This window comes from Limnobaculum xujianqingii, assembly GCF_013394855.1.
GTDB classification, from domain to species: domain Bacteria; phylum Pseudomonadota; class Gammaproteobacteria; order Enterobacterales; family Enterobacteriaceae; genus Limnobaculum; species Limnobaculum xujianqingii.
Genome location: NZ_JABMLK010000001.1, coordinates 115,641 through 134,065, shown reverse-complemented (window position 1 = coordinate 134,065; position 18,425 = coordinate 115,641). Strand labels below are relative to the sequence as shown.

The 18,425-nt window shown below is 46.9% G+C and carries 8 protein-coding genes; 4 read left to right on the top strand and 4 right to left on the bottom strand.

Annotation, left to right across the window (positions count from 1 at the left end):
• Positions 1-20 precede the first annotated feature (20 nt).
• Positions 21-1,706 carry a molecular chaperone HscC gene (locus GOL65_RS00300; protein ID WP_140920440.1) on the bottom strand — a complete coding sequence of 562 codons (1,686 nt, stop codon included), beginning with the start codon at positions 1,704-1,706 and terminating at the stop codon, positions 21-23.
• A 183-nt stretch (positions 1,707-1,889) separates the two neighbouring features.
• Between GOL65_RS00300 and GOL65_RS00295 the strand changes: the two genes are divergently transcribed.
• Together GOL65_RS00295 and GOL65_RS00290 are read left to right on the top strand one after the other, a co-directional pair.
• Positions 1,890-3,341 (top strand): MFS transporter, encoded by a 1,452-nt coding sequence (locus tag GOL65_RS00295; protein WP_140920439.1) that lies wholly within the window; start codon positions 1,890-1,892, stop codon positions 3,339-3,341.
• Positions 3,342-3,606: 265 nt separating this feature from the next.
• Positions 3,607-4,152 (top strand): GNAT family N-acetyltransferase, encoded by a 546-nt coding sequence (locus GOL65_RS00290; RefSeq protein WP_140920438.1) that lies wholly within the window; start codon positions 3,607-3,609, stop codon positions 4,150-4,152.
• 122 nt (positions 4,153-4,274) lie between these two features.
• Here GOL65_RS00290 and GOL65_RS00285 read toward each other — a convergent pair whose 3' ends face one another.
• Positions 4,275-4,616, bottom strand: a complete 342-nt coding sequence (locus GOL65_RS00285) for a YegP family protein (RefSeq protein WP_140920437.1) — start codon at positions 4,614-4,616, stop codon at positions 4,275-4,277.
• A gap of 529 nt (positions 4,617-5,145) precedes the next feature.
• Here GOL65_RS00285 and maeB point away from each other — a divergent pair.
• On the top strand, positions 5,146-7,425 hold the full coding sequence (gene maeB / locus GOL65_RS00280) for an NADP-dependent oxaloacetate-decarboxylating malate dehydrogenase (RefSeq protein ID WP_140920436.1): 2,280 nt from the start codon (positions 5,146-5,148) through the stop codon (positions 7,423-7,425).
• Positions 7,426-7,510: 85 nt separating this feature from the next.
• Here the strand turns inward: maeB and GOL65_RS00275 are convergent, their stop codons facing one another.
• Positions 7,511-10,795, bottom strand: coding sequence for an Ig-like domain-containing protein (locus tag GOL65_RS00275; RefSeq protein WP_140920435.1), 3,285 nt, complete (start codon positions 10,793-10,795; stop codon positions 7,511-7,513).
• A gap of 837 nt (positions 10,796-11,632) precedes the next feature.
• Here GOL65_RS00275 and GOL65_RS00270 point away from each other — a divergent pair.
• Positions 11,633-12,088 carry an anti-virulence regulator CigR family protein gene (locus GOL65_RS00270; RefSeq protein ID WP_140920434.1) on the top strand — a complete coding sequence of 152 codons (456 nt, stop codon included), beginning with the start codon at positions 11,633-11,635 and terminating at the stop codon, positions 12,086-12,088.
• Positions 12,089-12,191: 103 nt separating this feature from the next.
• On the opposite strand, the gene GOL65_RS00265 is transcribed toward GOL65_RS00270, so the two are convergent.
• Positions 12,192-18,362 carry an Ig-like domain-containing protein gene (locus GOL65_RS00265; protein WP_179038103.1) on the bottom strand — a complete coding sequence of 2,057 codons (6,171 nt, stop codon included), beginning with the start codon at positions 18,360-18,362 and terminating at the stop codon, positions 12,192-12,194.
• Between the last annotated feature and the right edge of the window lie 63 nt (positions 18,363-18,425).

The window sequence follows — 18,425 nt, the reverse complement described above, 5'->3', positions numbered from 1 at the left end:
ATAATTCATTGAATTAATCATTAAAGCTTCATTGAGTTCAGGTAGTCGATTAGTCTTTCTCTTACCTGAGTTATCAGTTCTTCTTTGTGTTCGGCCAGGGTTTGGTCGAACTCCTGAAGCCAGATGCCGATTTGCATGCGTTGGTCGCCGAGGGATTGGGACCAGGCACGTTCGAGTCGGGCCAGTAGTGCGCGGTTTGGGATGGCATCTCGCGGGTGGATTTTCAGCGCTTTAAGCCGGTCGTGACTGGCTTGTTTTTGGCTTTCGCTTAGTCCTATCGGGCTATGGTCGATGACTTTGGAGTAGCTGCTGCCGGTTTCCAGCATGTTGACATCCACTTCCAGCAGTCCGTTGATGTCGTAGCTAAAGCGGATATCCAGCGATTGGATACGGCCATTGGGTTCTACCGGAACTTCGAACGATTCCACCAGAATATTGTTATCCACCCGAGGGCTTTCCCCCTGATAGACCGCCACCCGAATGAATTTTTGCTCCGGATGGTTGGTATAGAAAGTCTCAACCCGGGAGGTGGGTACTACGGTATTACGTTCAATAATCGGTGAGAAGATACCTGAAGTTTTATCGTTACTGGTGGCAATTCCCAGTGTGTAAGGGCAAACGTCCGTCAGGATAACTTCATCAATGTCTTCATTGCGCAAGCGGCAGGCAGCCTGTACAGCAGCACCTAACGCCACAATAGTGCTGGGATCCAGGTGCTGATGGGGCATTTTGCCAAACAGTCGTACTACCATGCGCTGGATAACGCTCAGGCGGGAAGCTCCACCCACCAGCACCAGATTATCCAGTTGGCTTGGCTGTAAGCGCGCATCACTCAGCGCCTGCTCAATAGGCGCACGAAGACGATTTAGCAATGGTAACCACAGCTTTTCAGCCTGTTGGTCGTCAAGATAGTAGTGCCATTCTTTGTCCTGCCAGTGCCAGGTCAGCACGCTCTCCTGATTGTTCAGGCCACATTTGATCTCTTCAGCACTGTCATTGAGGCGAGCCATCGCTTTCGGAGTAATAGTACTTTCGTCCAGCTTCCACTCTTTCAGGCAGGCTTTCACCAAGGCATGAGTAAAATCTTCGCCACCAAGGTAGTTATCACCGGCTGAGGAGTGAACTTCAATCAGAGGCAGTGCGTATTCCAGTACGGTAACGTCAAATGTTCCGCCTCCCAGATCAAACACCAGCGTACGCCCAAACTCCTGAGTATGCAGCCCATAAGCCATGGCGGCGGCGGTCGGTTCATTGATTAAACGTACTGCATTTAATCCTGCCAGTTCAGCAGCAAAGCGCGTTTGTTTACGCTGCTCATCGCTAAAATAGGCCGGAACAGAGATGACGACATCGGTAATCGGTTGACCTAGCCAGGCCTCGGCATCGGCTTTAAGGGATTTTAGTACCAGCGCTGAAAGTTCAGGGGCGGTAAAAGTCTTATCGCCCAGTTTGTACTGGCGATTACTGCCCATATAGCGTTTAAACAGTGAAGCGGTTTTAGTCGGGTGAGTTGTCAGGCGAGACAATGCCGCCCGGCCAATCAGAATAGAGTCATCCTCATCAACGCTGATGGCGGAAGGGGTCAGGTATTCCCCCAGTGCATTAGGGATCAGATGGGCTTTGCCATCTTGCCAAACGCTAATAAGACTGTTGGTTGTCCCTAAATCAATACCGATTGCTGGTACAGACGCCTGTTCTCCATTCATGACCTTCACCTCGTTCCAATTCCTTAGTGCTGCATCATATCGGGGGAAAAGCGATCAATCAAACCTCTGAGAACGCTTTATGTTATTCAGGCAGATCCTACCCTAAAACCGCCCGTCACTATTTCTTGTGGATATATTTTGTTACCATCGGACGCTGGTTAAAAAAACTCCACCGGAGGATCCGTGAGAAAAGCCCTTGGCGTGTTTTTTCCCCTGTATACCACAACCATGATTATGCTGTTGGGTTCCGGGCTGCTGACCACCTATATCTCCCTGCGATTAGCATCAACCAATGTGAGCGGTGCCTTTATTGGGGCAATTATTGCCGCAAACTATATTGGTCTGGTGATTGGGGGTAAGGTCGGCTACTCATTGATTATTCGGGTAGGGCATATCCGAACCTATGTGGCCTGTGCCGGGATTATTACTGCTGCGGTACTGATGCACGGTATCACTGAAATTCTGGTGGTGTGGGTGGCCCTGAGACTGATTATTGGCCTGTGTCTGATGTGCCAGTATATGGTGTTAGAAAGCTGGTTTAACGATCAGGCAGAACCTAATCAACGAGGCGTGGTGTTCGGCTTTTATATGGCGGCCTCTTATCTGGGAACGGCCCTGGGGCAGATCGTTTTAATCCTGCAGCCAGATTTAGGCATTCAAACCCTGTTAATTATCGCTCTGTGTTTCTCACTTTGTCTGGTTCCTATTGCCCTGACCACCCGCAGTCACGTACAGCAAATTTCACCCGCTCCGATGGAACTGCGTTATTTTATTGGTTCGATTCCCAAGGTGCTGGCTTCTATCGTGGTTATCGGTATGGTGGTTGGATCTTTTTATGGTCTGGCTCCGGTTTATACCAGCCTGCAATCCCTTTCTACTGAGCAAACCGGGATGTTTATGGCGGTTTCCATTTGTGCTGGTCTGATTGCTCAACTGCCTTTTAGCTGGCTATCTGACCGCTATAATCGACTGGTTTTACTGCGTATTATCGCCCTGCTGCTGGCATTAGCCGCCTTGCCATTAGCCATATTGCCCCATATCTCTTTTACACTTTTGCTGGGGATCGGGTTTGTTGTCGGTATGCTGCAATTTACCCTTTATCCTTTGGTAGTGGCGCTGGCTAATGACCTGATCGAATCCGATCGTCGAGTCTCGCTGGCCGCCTGTTTACTGATGTCTTTTGGTGTGGGTGCCAGTATTGGACCTCTGATTGTCGGAGCCCTGATGCAACCGATGGGGGGCAATATTCTGTATGCTTTCTTTGCACTGTGTAGTTTGGTGTTGGTATTGCTCAGCCGTACGGCGAAAAAGCAGGAAGTACATTTTGTGGAAGATGCCCCATTGCCACATATTGCTATGCCGGACAGCCTGATGAGTTCCCCGCTTTCTCCGGCACTGAACCCCAGCTTTGATGAACAGATGATTCAGGACAGCATGCCAGCACCAGACATCATTAGTCAGCAGGAGGTTGTGGAGACGGACAGTTCAGGCGACGACCTGGCAGAAACGGCTTCTGTTGCCGATGAGGATATCGAGCCTCCTGTGATTATCATTCGTGAGCACCATGAGCAGGATGATAAACAGGATAAGGACGATAAAGATGACGGGTTGGAGAAGGCTTACACGCTGGTATAGGTGAATATTTAATGAGGGGGGCACAGGTTGCTGATAAACCTAATAAATCAGCTTCCGCAAAATATTCCGACCGTAAAAGCAATGTGCTTATATCTGCACCGAAAGCGGTCGGTAAACCATCAGTACTCAGCTACAGAGTGCGTTGGGCCTGGCCGGGTTAGGGGCGCTCCGGCAGCTAAAGCTGCTACGACCCCAACACCCGTCCCTCTCAACGATTGACTATCGTAATGAATTATTAAACTCTGCTATCAATCTGGAATATCTAATGTCTACACTAATTGAACCTGAAACCGAACGCTTGCGGCTACGACAGTGGCGTAGTGAAGATCGTGCACCGTTTGCTGAGCTAAACGCCGATCCAGAGGTGATGAAATATTTTCCTTCAACCTTAGACAGAACCACCAGCGATAGTATGGCCGATCGCTGTCAGTCGCTAATTGCTGAACGTGGATGGGGTTTATGGGCGGTTGAATTAAAAGCCACCGGTCAATTTATTGGTTATGTAGGCCTGCATATTCCAGCCTATGAGCTTCCCTTTTCTCCCTGTGTGGAAATTGGCTGGCGGCTGGCAAAGGATTTTTGGGGACAAGGATACGCCACTGAGGCAGCAAAACGCGCACTGCAAGTCAGCTTTGAGCAGCTTGAACTGCCAGAGATTGTTGCCTTTACTACCATAACTAATCAGCGTTCCAGAGCGGTGATGGAAAGGCTGGGAATGATACTATCTCCGGACTATTTTGATCACCCGGCACTCGCTAAAGACCACCCACTACTGCAACACTGTCTGTACCGCATATCGGCAAAATCATAGATATTACGCCAGCGCTCAGCAACCAGTTGAAGCTGGCGTAATAAAGAAAAAAGTCCGTTAGCCATGTAAGGCACTAACGGACGAAGCACTACAGGGTGTAAAAATCCTGTTGGTAGAAGCAATCAGGCTTCTACGGTTAAATCTACTACAGTTGCATCTGGTGCATTATTGGTAACGGAAGCAATGCCCGCATCCCGTGACTGCTCAGAGGTATAAGTCTGGCTGGTACCAATAACCTGACCATTCGATGCTTTTAAATTGAAAGAGAACTTGTCGTTAGACGTCACTTTCTTTTCAAAATATTTGCTGTCCTGAGAGTGGGTTTTAACCGACTTGATACCATTCTGGCAGTTAGCTTTGGTGGTATAACCTTCACTACCCAGAATGATCTGTCCATTACCCGCTTTTAAGCGGAAATAGAATTCATTATTTTTACTCAGAAAAATTTCGAATTTTGCACTCATTGTCGACTCACCTTTTAGTTAATCCATCTTATTGATAGCGACTACATATCCTCATGCTGAGATCGGATAAGTTCCTTAAAAAGCGTTAACCTAAACTAAAACTGAAGAAAAGCGCTTTCTAACCGATACACAGTAAGCATAGTTGATGGTATTAGCTCTGGTGATTAATACGAAAAGAAAAATAATTATTTTTTTCAACCAAATGATATTTATAAAAAATAATCAATCAATGATGACAATTTAGCCGGTTCAGGGCATATAAATAATTCAGACGCGTGGGGGAAAGGCTTTAATAGTTATTCCCTGTCACAATAAGCGACAACACCACTGATGTTTGCGTAGCCAATTATTAATTTAATGTTAAGATTGCTGTCTAACTGTGCTTTATAATGAATAAGTACGTAAAGAAACAGTTATAGTGGAAGATGAACAATAACGATGCTGCATCTCATCAGTCTTTAATAATTACCCTATATCTATTCCGGGGTATCACGGCGTCGCCCTGTACCACCCTGAAAAGGACACGATAATGGACGAACAATTAAAACAAAGCGCTCTTGATTTCCACCAGTTTCCTGTACCAGGAAAAATTAAAATAACGCCAACCAAACCACTGGCTACCCAGCGCGATCTGGCACTGGCTTACTCGCCGGGCGTTGCTGCGCCCTGCTTAGAAATTGCCGCCGACCCTCAGGCATCTTACAAATATACTGCCCGTGGCAATCTGGTAGCGGTAATCTCTAACGGCACAGCCGTACTCGGTTTGGGCAACATTGGAGCCCTGGCCGGAAAACCCGTCATGGAAGGTAAAGGCGTACTGTTCAAAAAATTCGCCGGTATTGACGTATTTGATATTGAAGTTGACGAATCTGACCCGGATAAGCTGATTGAGATTATTGCTTCTCTGGAGCCAACCTTTGGCGGTATCAACCTGGAAGATATTAAAGCGCCAGAGTGTTTCCATATTGAGAAAGCGCTGCGCAAGCGCATGAAAATTCCTGTATTCCACGACGATCAGCACGGTACTGCCATTATCTGTGCCTCCGCGGTATTAAACGGCCTGCGGGTAGTGGATAAAAAAATCAGCGATGTCACGCTGGTGGTATCCGGTGCTGGTGCGGCGGCGATTGCCTGTCTGAACCTACTGGTTGCGCTGGGCATGACCAAAGAGAATATTACCGTTTGTGACTCACGCGGCGTTATCTATCAGGGCCGCGACGAGAACATGGAAGAGAACAAAGCACTTTACGCAGTAAAAGACAGCGGTAAACGCAGTCTGGCTGAAGTCATTGATGGTGCAGATATCTTCCTTGGCTGTTCAGGTCCTGGCGTATTAACTCAGGACATGGTGAAAGGCATGGCGAAGAATCCATTGATTCTGGCGCTGGCTAACCCGGAACCAGAAATTCTGCCGCCACTGGCGAAAGCGGTGCGTCCGGATGCTATCGTCTGCACCGGCCGTTCGGATTATCCAAATCAGGTCAACAACGTTCTGTGCTTCCCATTCCTGTTCCGTGGCGCTCTGGATGTTGGCGCTACCGTGATCAACGAAGAAATGAAACTGGCCGCGGTGCGGGCTATTGCCGATCTGGCGCTGGCTGAACAGAGTGATGTGGTTTCTTCCGCCTATGGCGATCAGGAACTCTCTTTTGGACCAGAATACCTGATTCCAAAACCATTTGACCCGCGTTTGATTGTAAAAATCGCGCCAGCTGTAGCTCAGGCAGCGATGGACTCCGGGGTTGCAGAGCGCCCAATTACCGATATGGATGCCTACGTTGAGCATCTGACCCAGTTCATCTACAAAACCAATCTGTTTATGAAGCCAATCTTCTCTCAGGCGAAGAAAGCGCTGAAGCGGATTGTGATGGCTGAAGGGGAAGAAGAACGCGTACTTCATGCCACTCAGGATATCGTCTCTCAGGGGCTGGCATATCCAATTCTGATTGGTCGCCCAAGCGTGATTGAAATGCGCATCAAAAAATTGGGTCTGCAGATTGTTGCAGGTAAAGATTTTGAGATTGTGAATAACGAGTCCGACCCACGTTTCAATGAATACTGGAATGAGTACTATCAGTTGATGAAGCGTAAAGGGGTCTCTCGCGAACAGGCTCAGCGCGCAGTGATTGGTAACCCAACGCTGATTGGCACCATTATGGTTCAACGTGGTGAAGCTGATGGCCTGATTTGCGGCACTATCGGCAGCTATCATGAGCATTATGAGGTGCTTAAAGGAGTATTTGGCTATCGTGACGGAGTTAATACCGCCTGTGCCATGAACGCCATTATCCTGCCAAGCGGCAATACCTTTATTGCTGACACCTATGTCAATGATGATCCAACGCCAGAACAGCTGGCAGAAATCACGCTAATGGCAGCAGAAACCGTAAGCCGTTTTGGTATCGTGCCAAAAGTCGCTCTGTTGTCTCACTCCAGTTTTGGTACTTCTGACAGCCCAAGCGCTCGTAAAATGCGCCGGGTACTGGAGCTGGTAAAACTGGCCTCTCCGGAGCTGGAAATTGACGGTGAAATGCACGGTGACGCAGCTCTGGTAGAAAGCATCCGTAACGATGTAATGCCAGACAGCCCGCTGAAAGGTGCAGCGAACATTCTGATTATGCCAAATATGGAATCAGCTCGTATCAGCTATAACCTGCTGCGCGTTTCTTCTTCGGAAGGTGTGACCGTGGGTCCGGTACTGATGGGTATTTCCAAGCCGGTACATATTCTGACGCCGATCGCTTCCGTCAGACGTATCGTGAATATGGTCGCGCTGGCGGCGGCTGAAGCACAGACTCAGTTGCTGTAGTCAGTAAAATTTGACCATAGAAAACAAAACCGGCCTGAATAACTGGCCGGTTTTTTATCAGAACAATCGCTGTTTGATTAGTGGATTACATAATGACATGCACTGTATTTTCCGTTAAAGCCTCAACGTTTAAAGCGGCTATAATCCCGAGGTTATACGGATTATTTTGCGATACGCTTAACTGAGCACCCGTTTCGTCTAAGCGCGATAGATTACTTTCATCACTATTAACAACTGGTGATTTGTTACCTGTTCCCATAGTTAATTCTTCGGATCCCAAACGTAAGACATCATTCAAACTAACCGTCATAGTGCTGGTCGCTTCAGAAGCTTTTGCTGAAGCCTGCGGCGGCTGAGATATTCCCTCGTCTGACGGTAAGCTTTGGCTTTTTAGTATTACGACATCATTCCCAACACTATGATTCTCATAAGACACCGCCAGATTAGTCGCCAGCAATGAATAATTAGACACATAATTCAGGCCAAATGGAACAGCCCCCTCACTAACGTTACCAGCTTTATCCGTAGCAGTTGCCGTGAATAAATGCTCACCGCTACTTCCCCACATATTTACATAAAAACTCCACTGCCCTGTATCATCAGCCTTGACCATGCCCAACAATACACCACCATCATCACTGGCTATGATGCCATCATAGATTTTGACCAGGCTGCCACTTTCAGCTTTACCAACCAGTTTTGGTGAACTTTTACTCGTAGTGTCACCATTGTTTAAGACCCCATCCCCTGAACCGGTATAGTAAGTTGCAAACTCAATAACAGGAATATCTGGAACACCAGAATCCACAATGAATTCAAACGCCGGGCTTTCAAACGCGACGCCTCCCCAGTCATTTAGCTGACATACCATCACCGTATATTTATCTGATGTTAAATTGCTATCTAACGTAAAACTCCAGCTACCATCAGATAATGTAACGGTTGTTCCTACCGTATGCCCAAGACTGTGAACCTCAATGACGCTACCCGGTTTGGCAACACCAAATATTTGAGGGCTGGTATCATTAGTCACCACCATTTCAGTATCACCATTAAGTGGCAACTTACCGGTGATAGAGTTCTCATTATCAATCAACCCAAGAATTCGGGGATGTGCGGGTATTGTGGTATCAATTTCAAAGCTGAAGACGCCCATTTTCTGGGTCGACTGCCCCAAAATATCCGTGGTATTCACCGAGATATTACATATACCATCAGCTAATGTAGTTTCCGGAGTAAATGACCAGTGACCTTTGGCATCTGCCTGAGTACTGCCAATGATTACATCGTTGCAATAAACATTGACGATAATATCAGCCGGTGCCACACCTGAGATTGTTGGTTGATTATCATTGGTAATCTCACCTCTCATCACCGCACCTGAAATAGCGCCAACATCATCCACAACTTCTTCAATCACCGCTACAGAATAAGAAACAACAGATGTATTGATAATGTAAGGTTCACTTGGTTTAGAAGGGTTACCTGACGGATCAATTGCTATCGCGGTAAAGACATTTACCCCGGGCAACAGGGGCACATCAATAACTGTCCACCACTCACTACCAAGTTCAACAACGGTACGACCAACCTCATGCTTACCATTGCTATCCTGCGTATAAATAATGATGGTATCGCCAACGGCACCAACACCCGAGATATACGGACGAGCAGTATGGCTGGTACCACCTGAGAATATGTAACTACTCATATCATCAGCGTTATCAAGAACTGCCACAATCGCCGTTGGATATGGATCTGTTGAATCAGGAAGGTCTTTAATGACAAGATTAAATACCTCACCGGAAGTACTGGTGTTACCCGCTTTATCCGTTGCGGTTGCGGTAAATCGATGTGATCCCTTTGTCAGCACAAAGCTTGGCGTAAAACTCCATTGTCCACTTGAATCTGCCTGAGTGAAGCCTAATAGTACTGAGCCATCATACAGTTTCACTACACTGTTAGCCTCAGCTTTACCGTTTAGCGTTGGAGTGAAATCATATGAACTCTCACCGTTATGTTGGGTATTTCGTACAGCACCAATATCACTCTGGGCAAACTCAATGGTTGGTACTTCAGGCACCGTGATATCTACTTCAAACGACATCAATTCCGACAGGGCACTTTTATTGCCGGCGCTATCCATAGCTACCATAGTGATATGATGCGGGCCTTCAGCCAAAGGTTTATCCGGCGTGAAACTCCACTTACCGTCTGTACCAACTGTCACCTGACCAATGATCTGGCTACCGTCAGACATCAGGATAGGATCACCCGCCATAAGCAAGTGCTTACCACTTTTACCCATAACGCTTTGTTTACTGGCCGAGGTGTCATCCATAAAAGTAATGATGCTGCCCGGCTCACCTTCTCCGGAGAAGGTTGGCAAAGTACTGGCAATATTTTTTCCCGATAAAACAGAACCTGACAAACTATCAATCACAATGTTGCTGGCTACTGGCTGGGCTGGAGCAACAGTATCAACGGTAAATGAGAAAGCCCCTGACGAACTACTGGTTGAACCGGATATCCCCGTTTGAGTCAGGGTAATGTTGTGTAGCCCTTGGTCCAAAGTCACTTCGGCTATAAATTGCCACTGACCATCGCCTTTGACCACAGCAGAACCAATTGCCTGACCATTATCGAAAAGGGTAATTGTCTCCCCTGCTTCTCCAACACCATAAATAGTGGTTTTATTTTCAGCTGTACTGGTACCGGAAACCGCTGGGATAGCTATATTACTGACATCATCAATGCCATTATCGGGAGTCGGTAAAGGTTCCGGTTGAGATTCTGACTGTGGATCAGGCGGGGAGATTGGTTGCGATTCTGTCTGGGTTGCTGGCTGTGATGAAGAGTGGCTATCATCATCTTTATTATTATCATAAATGGCATATCCGATACCGCCAATCGCGGCAGCACCTAAAAACCACGGCCAGGATGCCATCAAACCATTATTATATTCTACGCTTTCAAACAAATAGCTACTGTCACCTAATGAAGAGCCACCTAATGCAACCGATGTAACCCCTTCATCAACCAACGTATAGCCGTTACCCGCCGCATCGGTAGCAATATAGGAATATAACTGGCCATCTTCAGCCACGCCCAATAATGGTTGCTGGTTTCCTGAAACATAATAATCATCAATAACAATGGCGGGGTTGGTATCACCGTCTAAAATAACGTTCAGATCGTTACCATGACGTTTTAGTGTCACATGTTCCGGGGCATAATCATTATCCTGATTCTTCAGGATGTATTTATTTCCATCCTGGAGTTGAATTTTAACCGGCTTATTTGCATCAAGAGCAATCGATTGAGAACTAGCGCCCCCGGAATTAACCAACAAATTAATATTTTTTCCCATGAGAGAACAAACTCCTTATCCATGACTAATTTTTGATCGCCAGTTGAGCGCATCACTCTTAACTGAATGCCTTTCAGGGGTACATTCTGAAACTGGGATTCCTTTCTATTTCTATTTCTATTAGTTGATACATCTAAAAAAATAAAAACGGCCTGAATGAAAAGGACTAATTTTTAATGTCTCCATGTCCTTACTAATCAGCCAGGGTTCCTCCTTATCCCAAGCCGACGCCGAGCAAGTAAGCGTACTTACTCGACGATTTTTTACGGCTACGCCATAATTAGCATTGCCGCAAACAACCAAAACTACCTTTTATAAACAATCGATTAATCGAATAATCATGAAAGACAAGCAACCCGGACATAACCCTTGAGGCTTTATAAAAAATCACAAAACACAGCTAATTATCCACTTATAAATAATTAACTTTGAAATAATATTATTTATAAATAAAAGACAGATCACATTTTGATTAAACCAAAAATAGGGCCAGTTATTACCTGTTGAAGGTTTCTTCTCAGGAAGATGTAACTGTAAATCTGGTGCTGATGGGGATTTCTAAGTGGATGCATATTCTGAATATGGGGTTGGGGTACGAACTCAATTGCTGTAGTCGGTAAAACGTGGTCGTTTTGGCCACGTTTGCCTTAAACTGAAAGCCCGGAAATAGCTTTATTTCCGGGCTTTTTTACTTATTCACCACATCATCCGATCTTATCTGTAGTTACAACCATTATCACTTCTTTTACAGTTAGCTCATCCATACTGACGGAAGCCCTCATCAACCGCTGCTAATATTAATTCAGACAATAAATCATTCAGAGAAGGCTCCACACTATGAGCAAAAAATTCACCGCTCTCATATTTGCAGCATTAATACCTTTAGTGATGGGCACTGCGCCAGTAAATGCCGATCCTGGCGGTAATGGCAAAGGTAATAGCCAGAAACAACATGACCATAAAGACAAAGGCAACAAAGGAAATAAAAACAAGGGAAATGGGAAAGATGACCACGATAATATCAGCGTCACCATTACGTTCGATCAGGCCAGAGGAATGGCGGTTAACTATGGCATTATTGGTTATAAGCCTCTACCACCGGGTATTGCCAAAAATTTAGCCCGGGGTAAACCGCTGCCTCCTGGAATTGCTAAAAAAATGGTACCGGTGACCATGCTAAACGGCCTGCCACGCTATTCTGGTTATGAATGGTACGCGGTGGGTGATGATCTGGTGCTGGTTGCCGCAACCACCTTGATTGTGAACACTATTCTGCAAGGGGTTTTCAATTAGCTATGACTTTCAGGTAAGTCATAAAATAAAACCGGCCTGAACAACAGGCCGGTTTTTTATCAGAACAATCACTGTTTGACGCTCGTTCAGTGCTGACAACTAATTACAGAATGACCGGATTCACCACGTTCTCAACCGGAACCTCAACCGTTGAAGCCCCCATCGTCCAAACGTTATAACTACTGCCTTCTGATTGGTAGTGATTCTGCGCTACTGCTACATTTTCTGTCTGTAGCGAGCTTTGTTTCTCACTGTCAGCGGTAAACGTTAGCTCATCAGAACCGACACGCAGAACATCGCCCAGAGCAACAGCCATTACGCCTTCTCCGACATCAGCCGTTGTATCAACAGTGAAGTTATACACGCCAGATGGTTCACTAACTCTACCATGCAGAGTATCCGTCGCAGTAACCGTGATCTTATGCTCACCATCTGCCAATGAATAGATTGGTGTAAATGACCACTTGCCGCTTGCATCAGCCTGTGTTGAACCAATTAATACATCATGGTCATAAAGAGAGACAATGTTGCCGCTATTGGCAACTCCCTTCAGCGTTGGAAGGTTGTCATCGGTAATATCACCTTTTTGTAGCATGCCTTGTATCGCACCCACATCATCCAATACGCTTTCAATCAGTGCAGGGAACAAAGGCATACCACATGAGATATTAATAGTGAACGAAGGCGTTGGCATAGTCATCTCACCGTCGGCATTAACTCCGACAGCAGTCAGCGCATTGTCACCTTCTGGTAGTGGATTAACCGGACGTAAACTCCATAAACCATCGGCATCAACCATGGTCCGCCCTAGTTCATGCTGACCAGTAGTATAGACAATGACCATATCACCAGCAGTACCCGTCCCCTTAATAACCGGACGAGGATCATCCGTTATATCACCAATACTAAGGTTACCAGTGATAGCGCCAACTTGATCAAGTACCTCGGTAATCGCCAGGTCTGGATAACTCACTGGATAATCAAGGATAACCACATAATCCGCTGACTGCTGACTTACTACTTCCGCAGCATTGGTTGCAGTAACAAAGAAAACATGATTTCCATCTGATAATGGCAACTCAGGGGTAAAGCTCCAGTTATAATCATCATTAACTACCGCACTACCCAGCAGAACACCACGGTCATACACATGGATGATATCTCCCAATTCGCCTTTACCGAGTAGCGTTGGCGTAAAGTCATCGCTGACACCACCATTGCTCACCACTTCCTGAGCGTCGTTGATCACCACATCAATGGTCGGCACCGATGGCTCTTCTGGTACCGGTGGATGAATATGGAGATCATAATCCACGATCACCGTAAACTCGCCTGACGGAGAACCCGTATTACCCGCCACCGTAAAGGCATGTTCGCCTTCTGACAACTCTGCTGTTGGCGTAAAGCTCCACTTACCGTCGCTGTCGGCAATGGTCGAGCCCAGAAGGATACCATTATCAAAAATGTTCACCACGCTACCCTGCTCTGCCGTGCCCTTCAACGTCGGTGTACCATTATTAATGGCAGTACCGCTAGTCAGATCGCCACGGAAATCAGCAGATACGGACTCAATGGTCGGAGTAGCTGATGGAATAGTATCCACGGTAAAGACAAACTCAGGGCTTCGTGGACTATAGTTACCCACAACATCAACTTCTGATGCAGTCAGACGGTGCTCACCATCAGCCAGATTAAATGCTGGCGTAAAGCTCCACTGTCCGCTCTCATTTGCAATGGTAGAACCTATTTCAATTTCGCCATCGTAAATTTTGACCACATTACCGGCCATTGCCACACCCATAATCTGTGGACGAGCATCATCAGTAACGCTATTGGCAGCCAGTTCACCGGTCACAGAACCCACATCATCAATCAGTTGAGTGATCTGAATAACCGGTGGTGTTCCAGAATTATCAATTATCAAATTAATCGATCCACTTTGGGCACTCTGGTTACCCGCAGGATCTATCGCTGCAACAGTAAAATGATACTCGCCTAATGGTAATGGGGTGGCTGGCGTGAACGTCCAGTTACCACCAGCATTCACCAGAGCGGTAGCGATCATTTGGTCGTTAGCATAAATGACAATAATATTGCCCGCTTCTCCCTTACCAGTAAAGGTTGGAGTAGCATCGTCGGTCACATCACCATTTTTCAATATACCCTGATAACTACCAACATTATCGATGACAGACTCGATAATCGGTGATGCCGGAGCCACAGTATCAATGATGACCACAAACTCGGCGCTTGGCTTGCCAACGTTACCCGCAGCATTAACTACCGCAGCAGTAAAGCTGTGTTGACCATCGGCTAAATCAACTGTTGGTATAAAGCTCCAATAACCACTTTCACTAGCCGCTGTGGAACCCAGCAGTATCTTACTATCATAAATATTGATGATATCGCCTGGCATAGCGTTCCCGGCAATCTGAGGGCGAGCATCATCAGTGATATCATTAGAGGCAAGAGAACCGGTTATCATACCCACATTGTCAATAGCCTCAGTGATTTCAACGAAGTTCGGTATCACCACGCCATCCAGAATCAGATGAACAGGCTCGCTGATTTCGCTACGGTTACCAGCCTGATCTGCCACCATAGTGGTAAACTGATAGTCGCCCATCGGTAACGGCATGGCTGGCGTAAACGTCCAGTCGCCATTAGCATCGACTCTGACAGAGCCCATCAGTTGGTCATTAGCAAAAATAAATACCGTGTTGCCTGCTTCAGCCTTACCGCTAAAGGTTGGCTGATAGTCGTCGGTATTATCACCGTTTTTCAGTACGCCTTGATAGTCACCCACATTATCTGTAATCACCAAATCGGTGACTGGCATTGGCGCTGTAATATCAACCGTAATGGCATAAACTGACGATACCAGTAATAGATTGCCATCGGAGTCCATCAGATCCGCTATCAGCTCATTTCTACCTTCAGCTAATGCGATGTTTGATTTCAGGCTCCATTTACCATCAGCATCTACCGTTGCACGACCTATTTCACGCATTCCCTCATGAGCGATAGCGTAAACAATCACCTGCTGACCAGCAGAGCCAATCCCGCTAACCTGCGGACGTGCATCATCAGTAACACCATTATGCGGAACAGAACCAGTCACCATACCCACATCGTCGATAACCTGAGTAATTTCAACAAAGTCTTGTATCACATCACTATTCAGCGTCAGATGAACAGGCTCACTGATTTCGCTACGGTTACCAGCCGGATCTTCCACTACAGTAGTAAAGTCATAGTCACCCATCGGCAATGGCATGGCTGGCGTAAATGTCCAGTTGCCGTTAGCATCTACCCCTGCAGAACCCATAAGCTGGTCATTAGCAAAAATAAATACTGTATTGCCCGCTTCAGCTTTACCGCTAAAGGTTGGCGTATAGTCATCGGTCACATCACCGTGTTGCAGCACGCCCTGATAGATACCAACATCATCGGTAATCACCAGATCGCTAACCGGGACTGGTGCCATCGTATCAATAACAATCTCAAATGAGGCACCAGGAGCGCTGGTGTTACCCTGTGCATCTATGACTGCTACGGTTAAATCATGGTGACCGTCCATTAGCGGTGACTCTGGCTGGAAGCTCCAACTGCCATCCGCCGCCACTGTGGTACGACCCAATTCACTACCATTCGCGTAAATAATTACCGTCTCACCAGCCTGACCCGTTCCACTGATTAGCGGACGCGCATCATCCGTTGCACCACCATTCACGACATTACCGGTGACAGCCCCCACGTTATCTTCCACTCGATCGATAAATGCCATAAATGGCATCGTATCAATGGATAGAGAAAACTCCGGAGATGGCTGGCTGGTCTCGCCAGTACTAGTGGTACCTGTGACATAGAAAGAGTGCGGACCATCAGGCAATGCAATCGGCGTGAAGCTCCATTTACCCTGAGCGTCTGCCACGGCAGATCCCAGTAACATATCGCCGTCATATACGTTCACAATGTAACCAGGGTTAGCGCTACCTACCAGAGTAGGTCGATTGTCGTCAGTAATACTACCACTGCTCAAATCGCCCTGTACTGCACCCACGTCATCCTGCACCAGGTCAATCGTTGGTGAAGCTGGTTCTTCCGGATTTGGAGTTACAACAGTATCAATAGTCACTACAAATTCAGCCGTTGGAGTGCTGGCATTACCGGCAGCATCGACCGCAACCGCGGTAAAACTGTGTCGGCCATCCGCCAGATCCATTGCTGGCGTAAAGCTCCACTCACCGTTAGCAGCAGCAACTGTGGAACCTAACAGTATTTCACCATCATAAATATTGATGACATGACCTGGGGTAGCCGTCCCGCTAATCTGTGGACGAGCATCGTCGGTAACATCATTAGAGGCAAGTGAGCCGGTTACTGCCCCTACGTCGTCAATGATATGAGTGATTTCAACAAAATTCAGAACCACTACGCCATCCAGGATCAGATGAATCGCTCCGCTCTGGTCGCTCAGGTTACCCACTGCATCCATTGCCGCGACGGTAAAGTCATACTCACCCATAGCTAATGGTGTTGTTGGAGTAAATGTCCAGTTACCGTTGGCATCAACTGCGGCAGAACCAATAATTTGGCCGTTGCCATAAAGAATAACCATACCACCGGCTTCAGCTTTACCGCTGAAGGTTGGCGTATAGTCGTCGGTTTCATCGCCATTTTGCAGCATGCCCTGATAACCACCAACATTATCGATAACTGACTCGATAGTCGGTGATTCGGGTGCCACTGTATCCACAAATACCACAAACTCATCGGTTGGCTTGCCAATGTTACCGGCCACATCAACCGCTGCCGCGGTAAAGTTGTGTTGTCCATCAGCTAAATCAACTGCTGGTGTAAAGCTCCACTGGCCGTTTTCATCAGTAACAGTGGAACCTAACAGTACCTCACCATCATAAAGATTAATGATATCGCCTGGTGTAGCCGTCCCGTTAATCTGCGGACGAGCATCATCAGTGACACCATTAAAGAAAACTAAACCGGTTACCGCACCCACATCGTCAACGACCTGAGTGATTTCAACAAAATTCGGTATCACCACACCATCAAGAATCAGATGAATCGCTCCGCTCTGGTCGCTCAGGTTACCCACTGCATCCATTACCGCGACGGTAAAGTCATACTCACCCATAGCTAATGGTGTTGTTGGAGTAAATGTCCAGTTACCGTTGGCATCAACTGCGGCAGAACCAATAATTTGGCCGTTGCCATAAAGAATAACCATACCACCGGCTTCAGCTTTACCGCTGAAGGTTGGCGTATAGTCGTCGGTTTCATCGCCATTTTGCAGCATGCCCTGATAACCACCAACATTATCGATAACTGACTCGATAGTCGGTGATTCGGGTGCCACTGTATCCACAAATACCACAAACTCATCGGTTGGCTTGCCAATGTTACCGGCCACATCAACCGCTGCCGCGGTAAAGTTGTGTTGTCCATCAGCTAAATCAACTGCTGGTGTAAAGCTCCACTGGCCGTTTTCATCAGTAACAGTGGAACCTAACAGTACCTCACCATCATAAAGATTAATGATATCGCCTGGTGTAGCCGTCCCGTTAATCTGCGGACGAGCATCATCAGTGACACCATTAAAGAAAACTAAACCGGTTACCGCACCCACATCGTCAACGACCTGAGTGATTTCAACAAAATTCGGTATCACCACACCATCAAGAATCAGATGAATCGCTCCGCTCTGGTCGCTCAGGTTACCCACTGCATCCATTGCCGCGACGGTAAAGTCATACTCACCCATAGCTAATGGTGTTGTTGGAGTAAATGTCCAGTTACCGTTGGCATCAACTGCGGCAGAACCAATAATTTGGCCGTTGCCATAAAGAATAACCATACTACCGGCTTCAGCTTTACCGCTGAAGGTTGGCGTATAGTCGTCGGTTTCATCGCCATTTTGTAACATGCCCTGATAACCACCAACGTCATCAATGACTGACTCAATAGTTGGTGATGCAGGTGCAATCGTATCAATAACAATATCAAATGAGGCACCAGGAGCACTGGTGTTACCATATGCATCTATGACTGCTACGGTTAACTCATGGTGACCGTCCATTAACGGTGACTCTGGCTGAAAGCTCCAACTGCCATCTGCCGCCACTGTGGTACGACCCAATTCACTACCGTTCGCGTAAATAATTACCGTCTCGCCGGAATGACCCGTTCCACTGATTACCGGACGCGCGTCATCCGTTGAATCGCCATAAGCGACATTACCAGTGACAGCACCCACGTTATCCTCCACCCGCTCGATAAAGGTCATAAATGACGTTGTATCAATGGATAAGGAAAACTC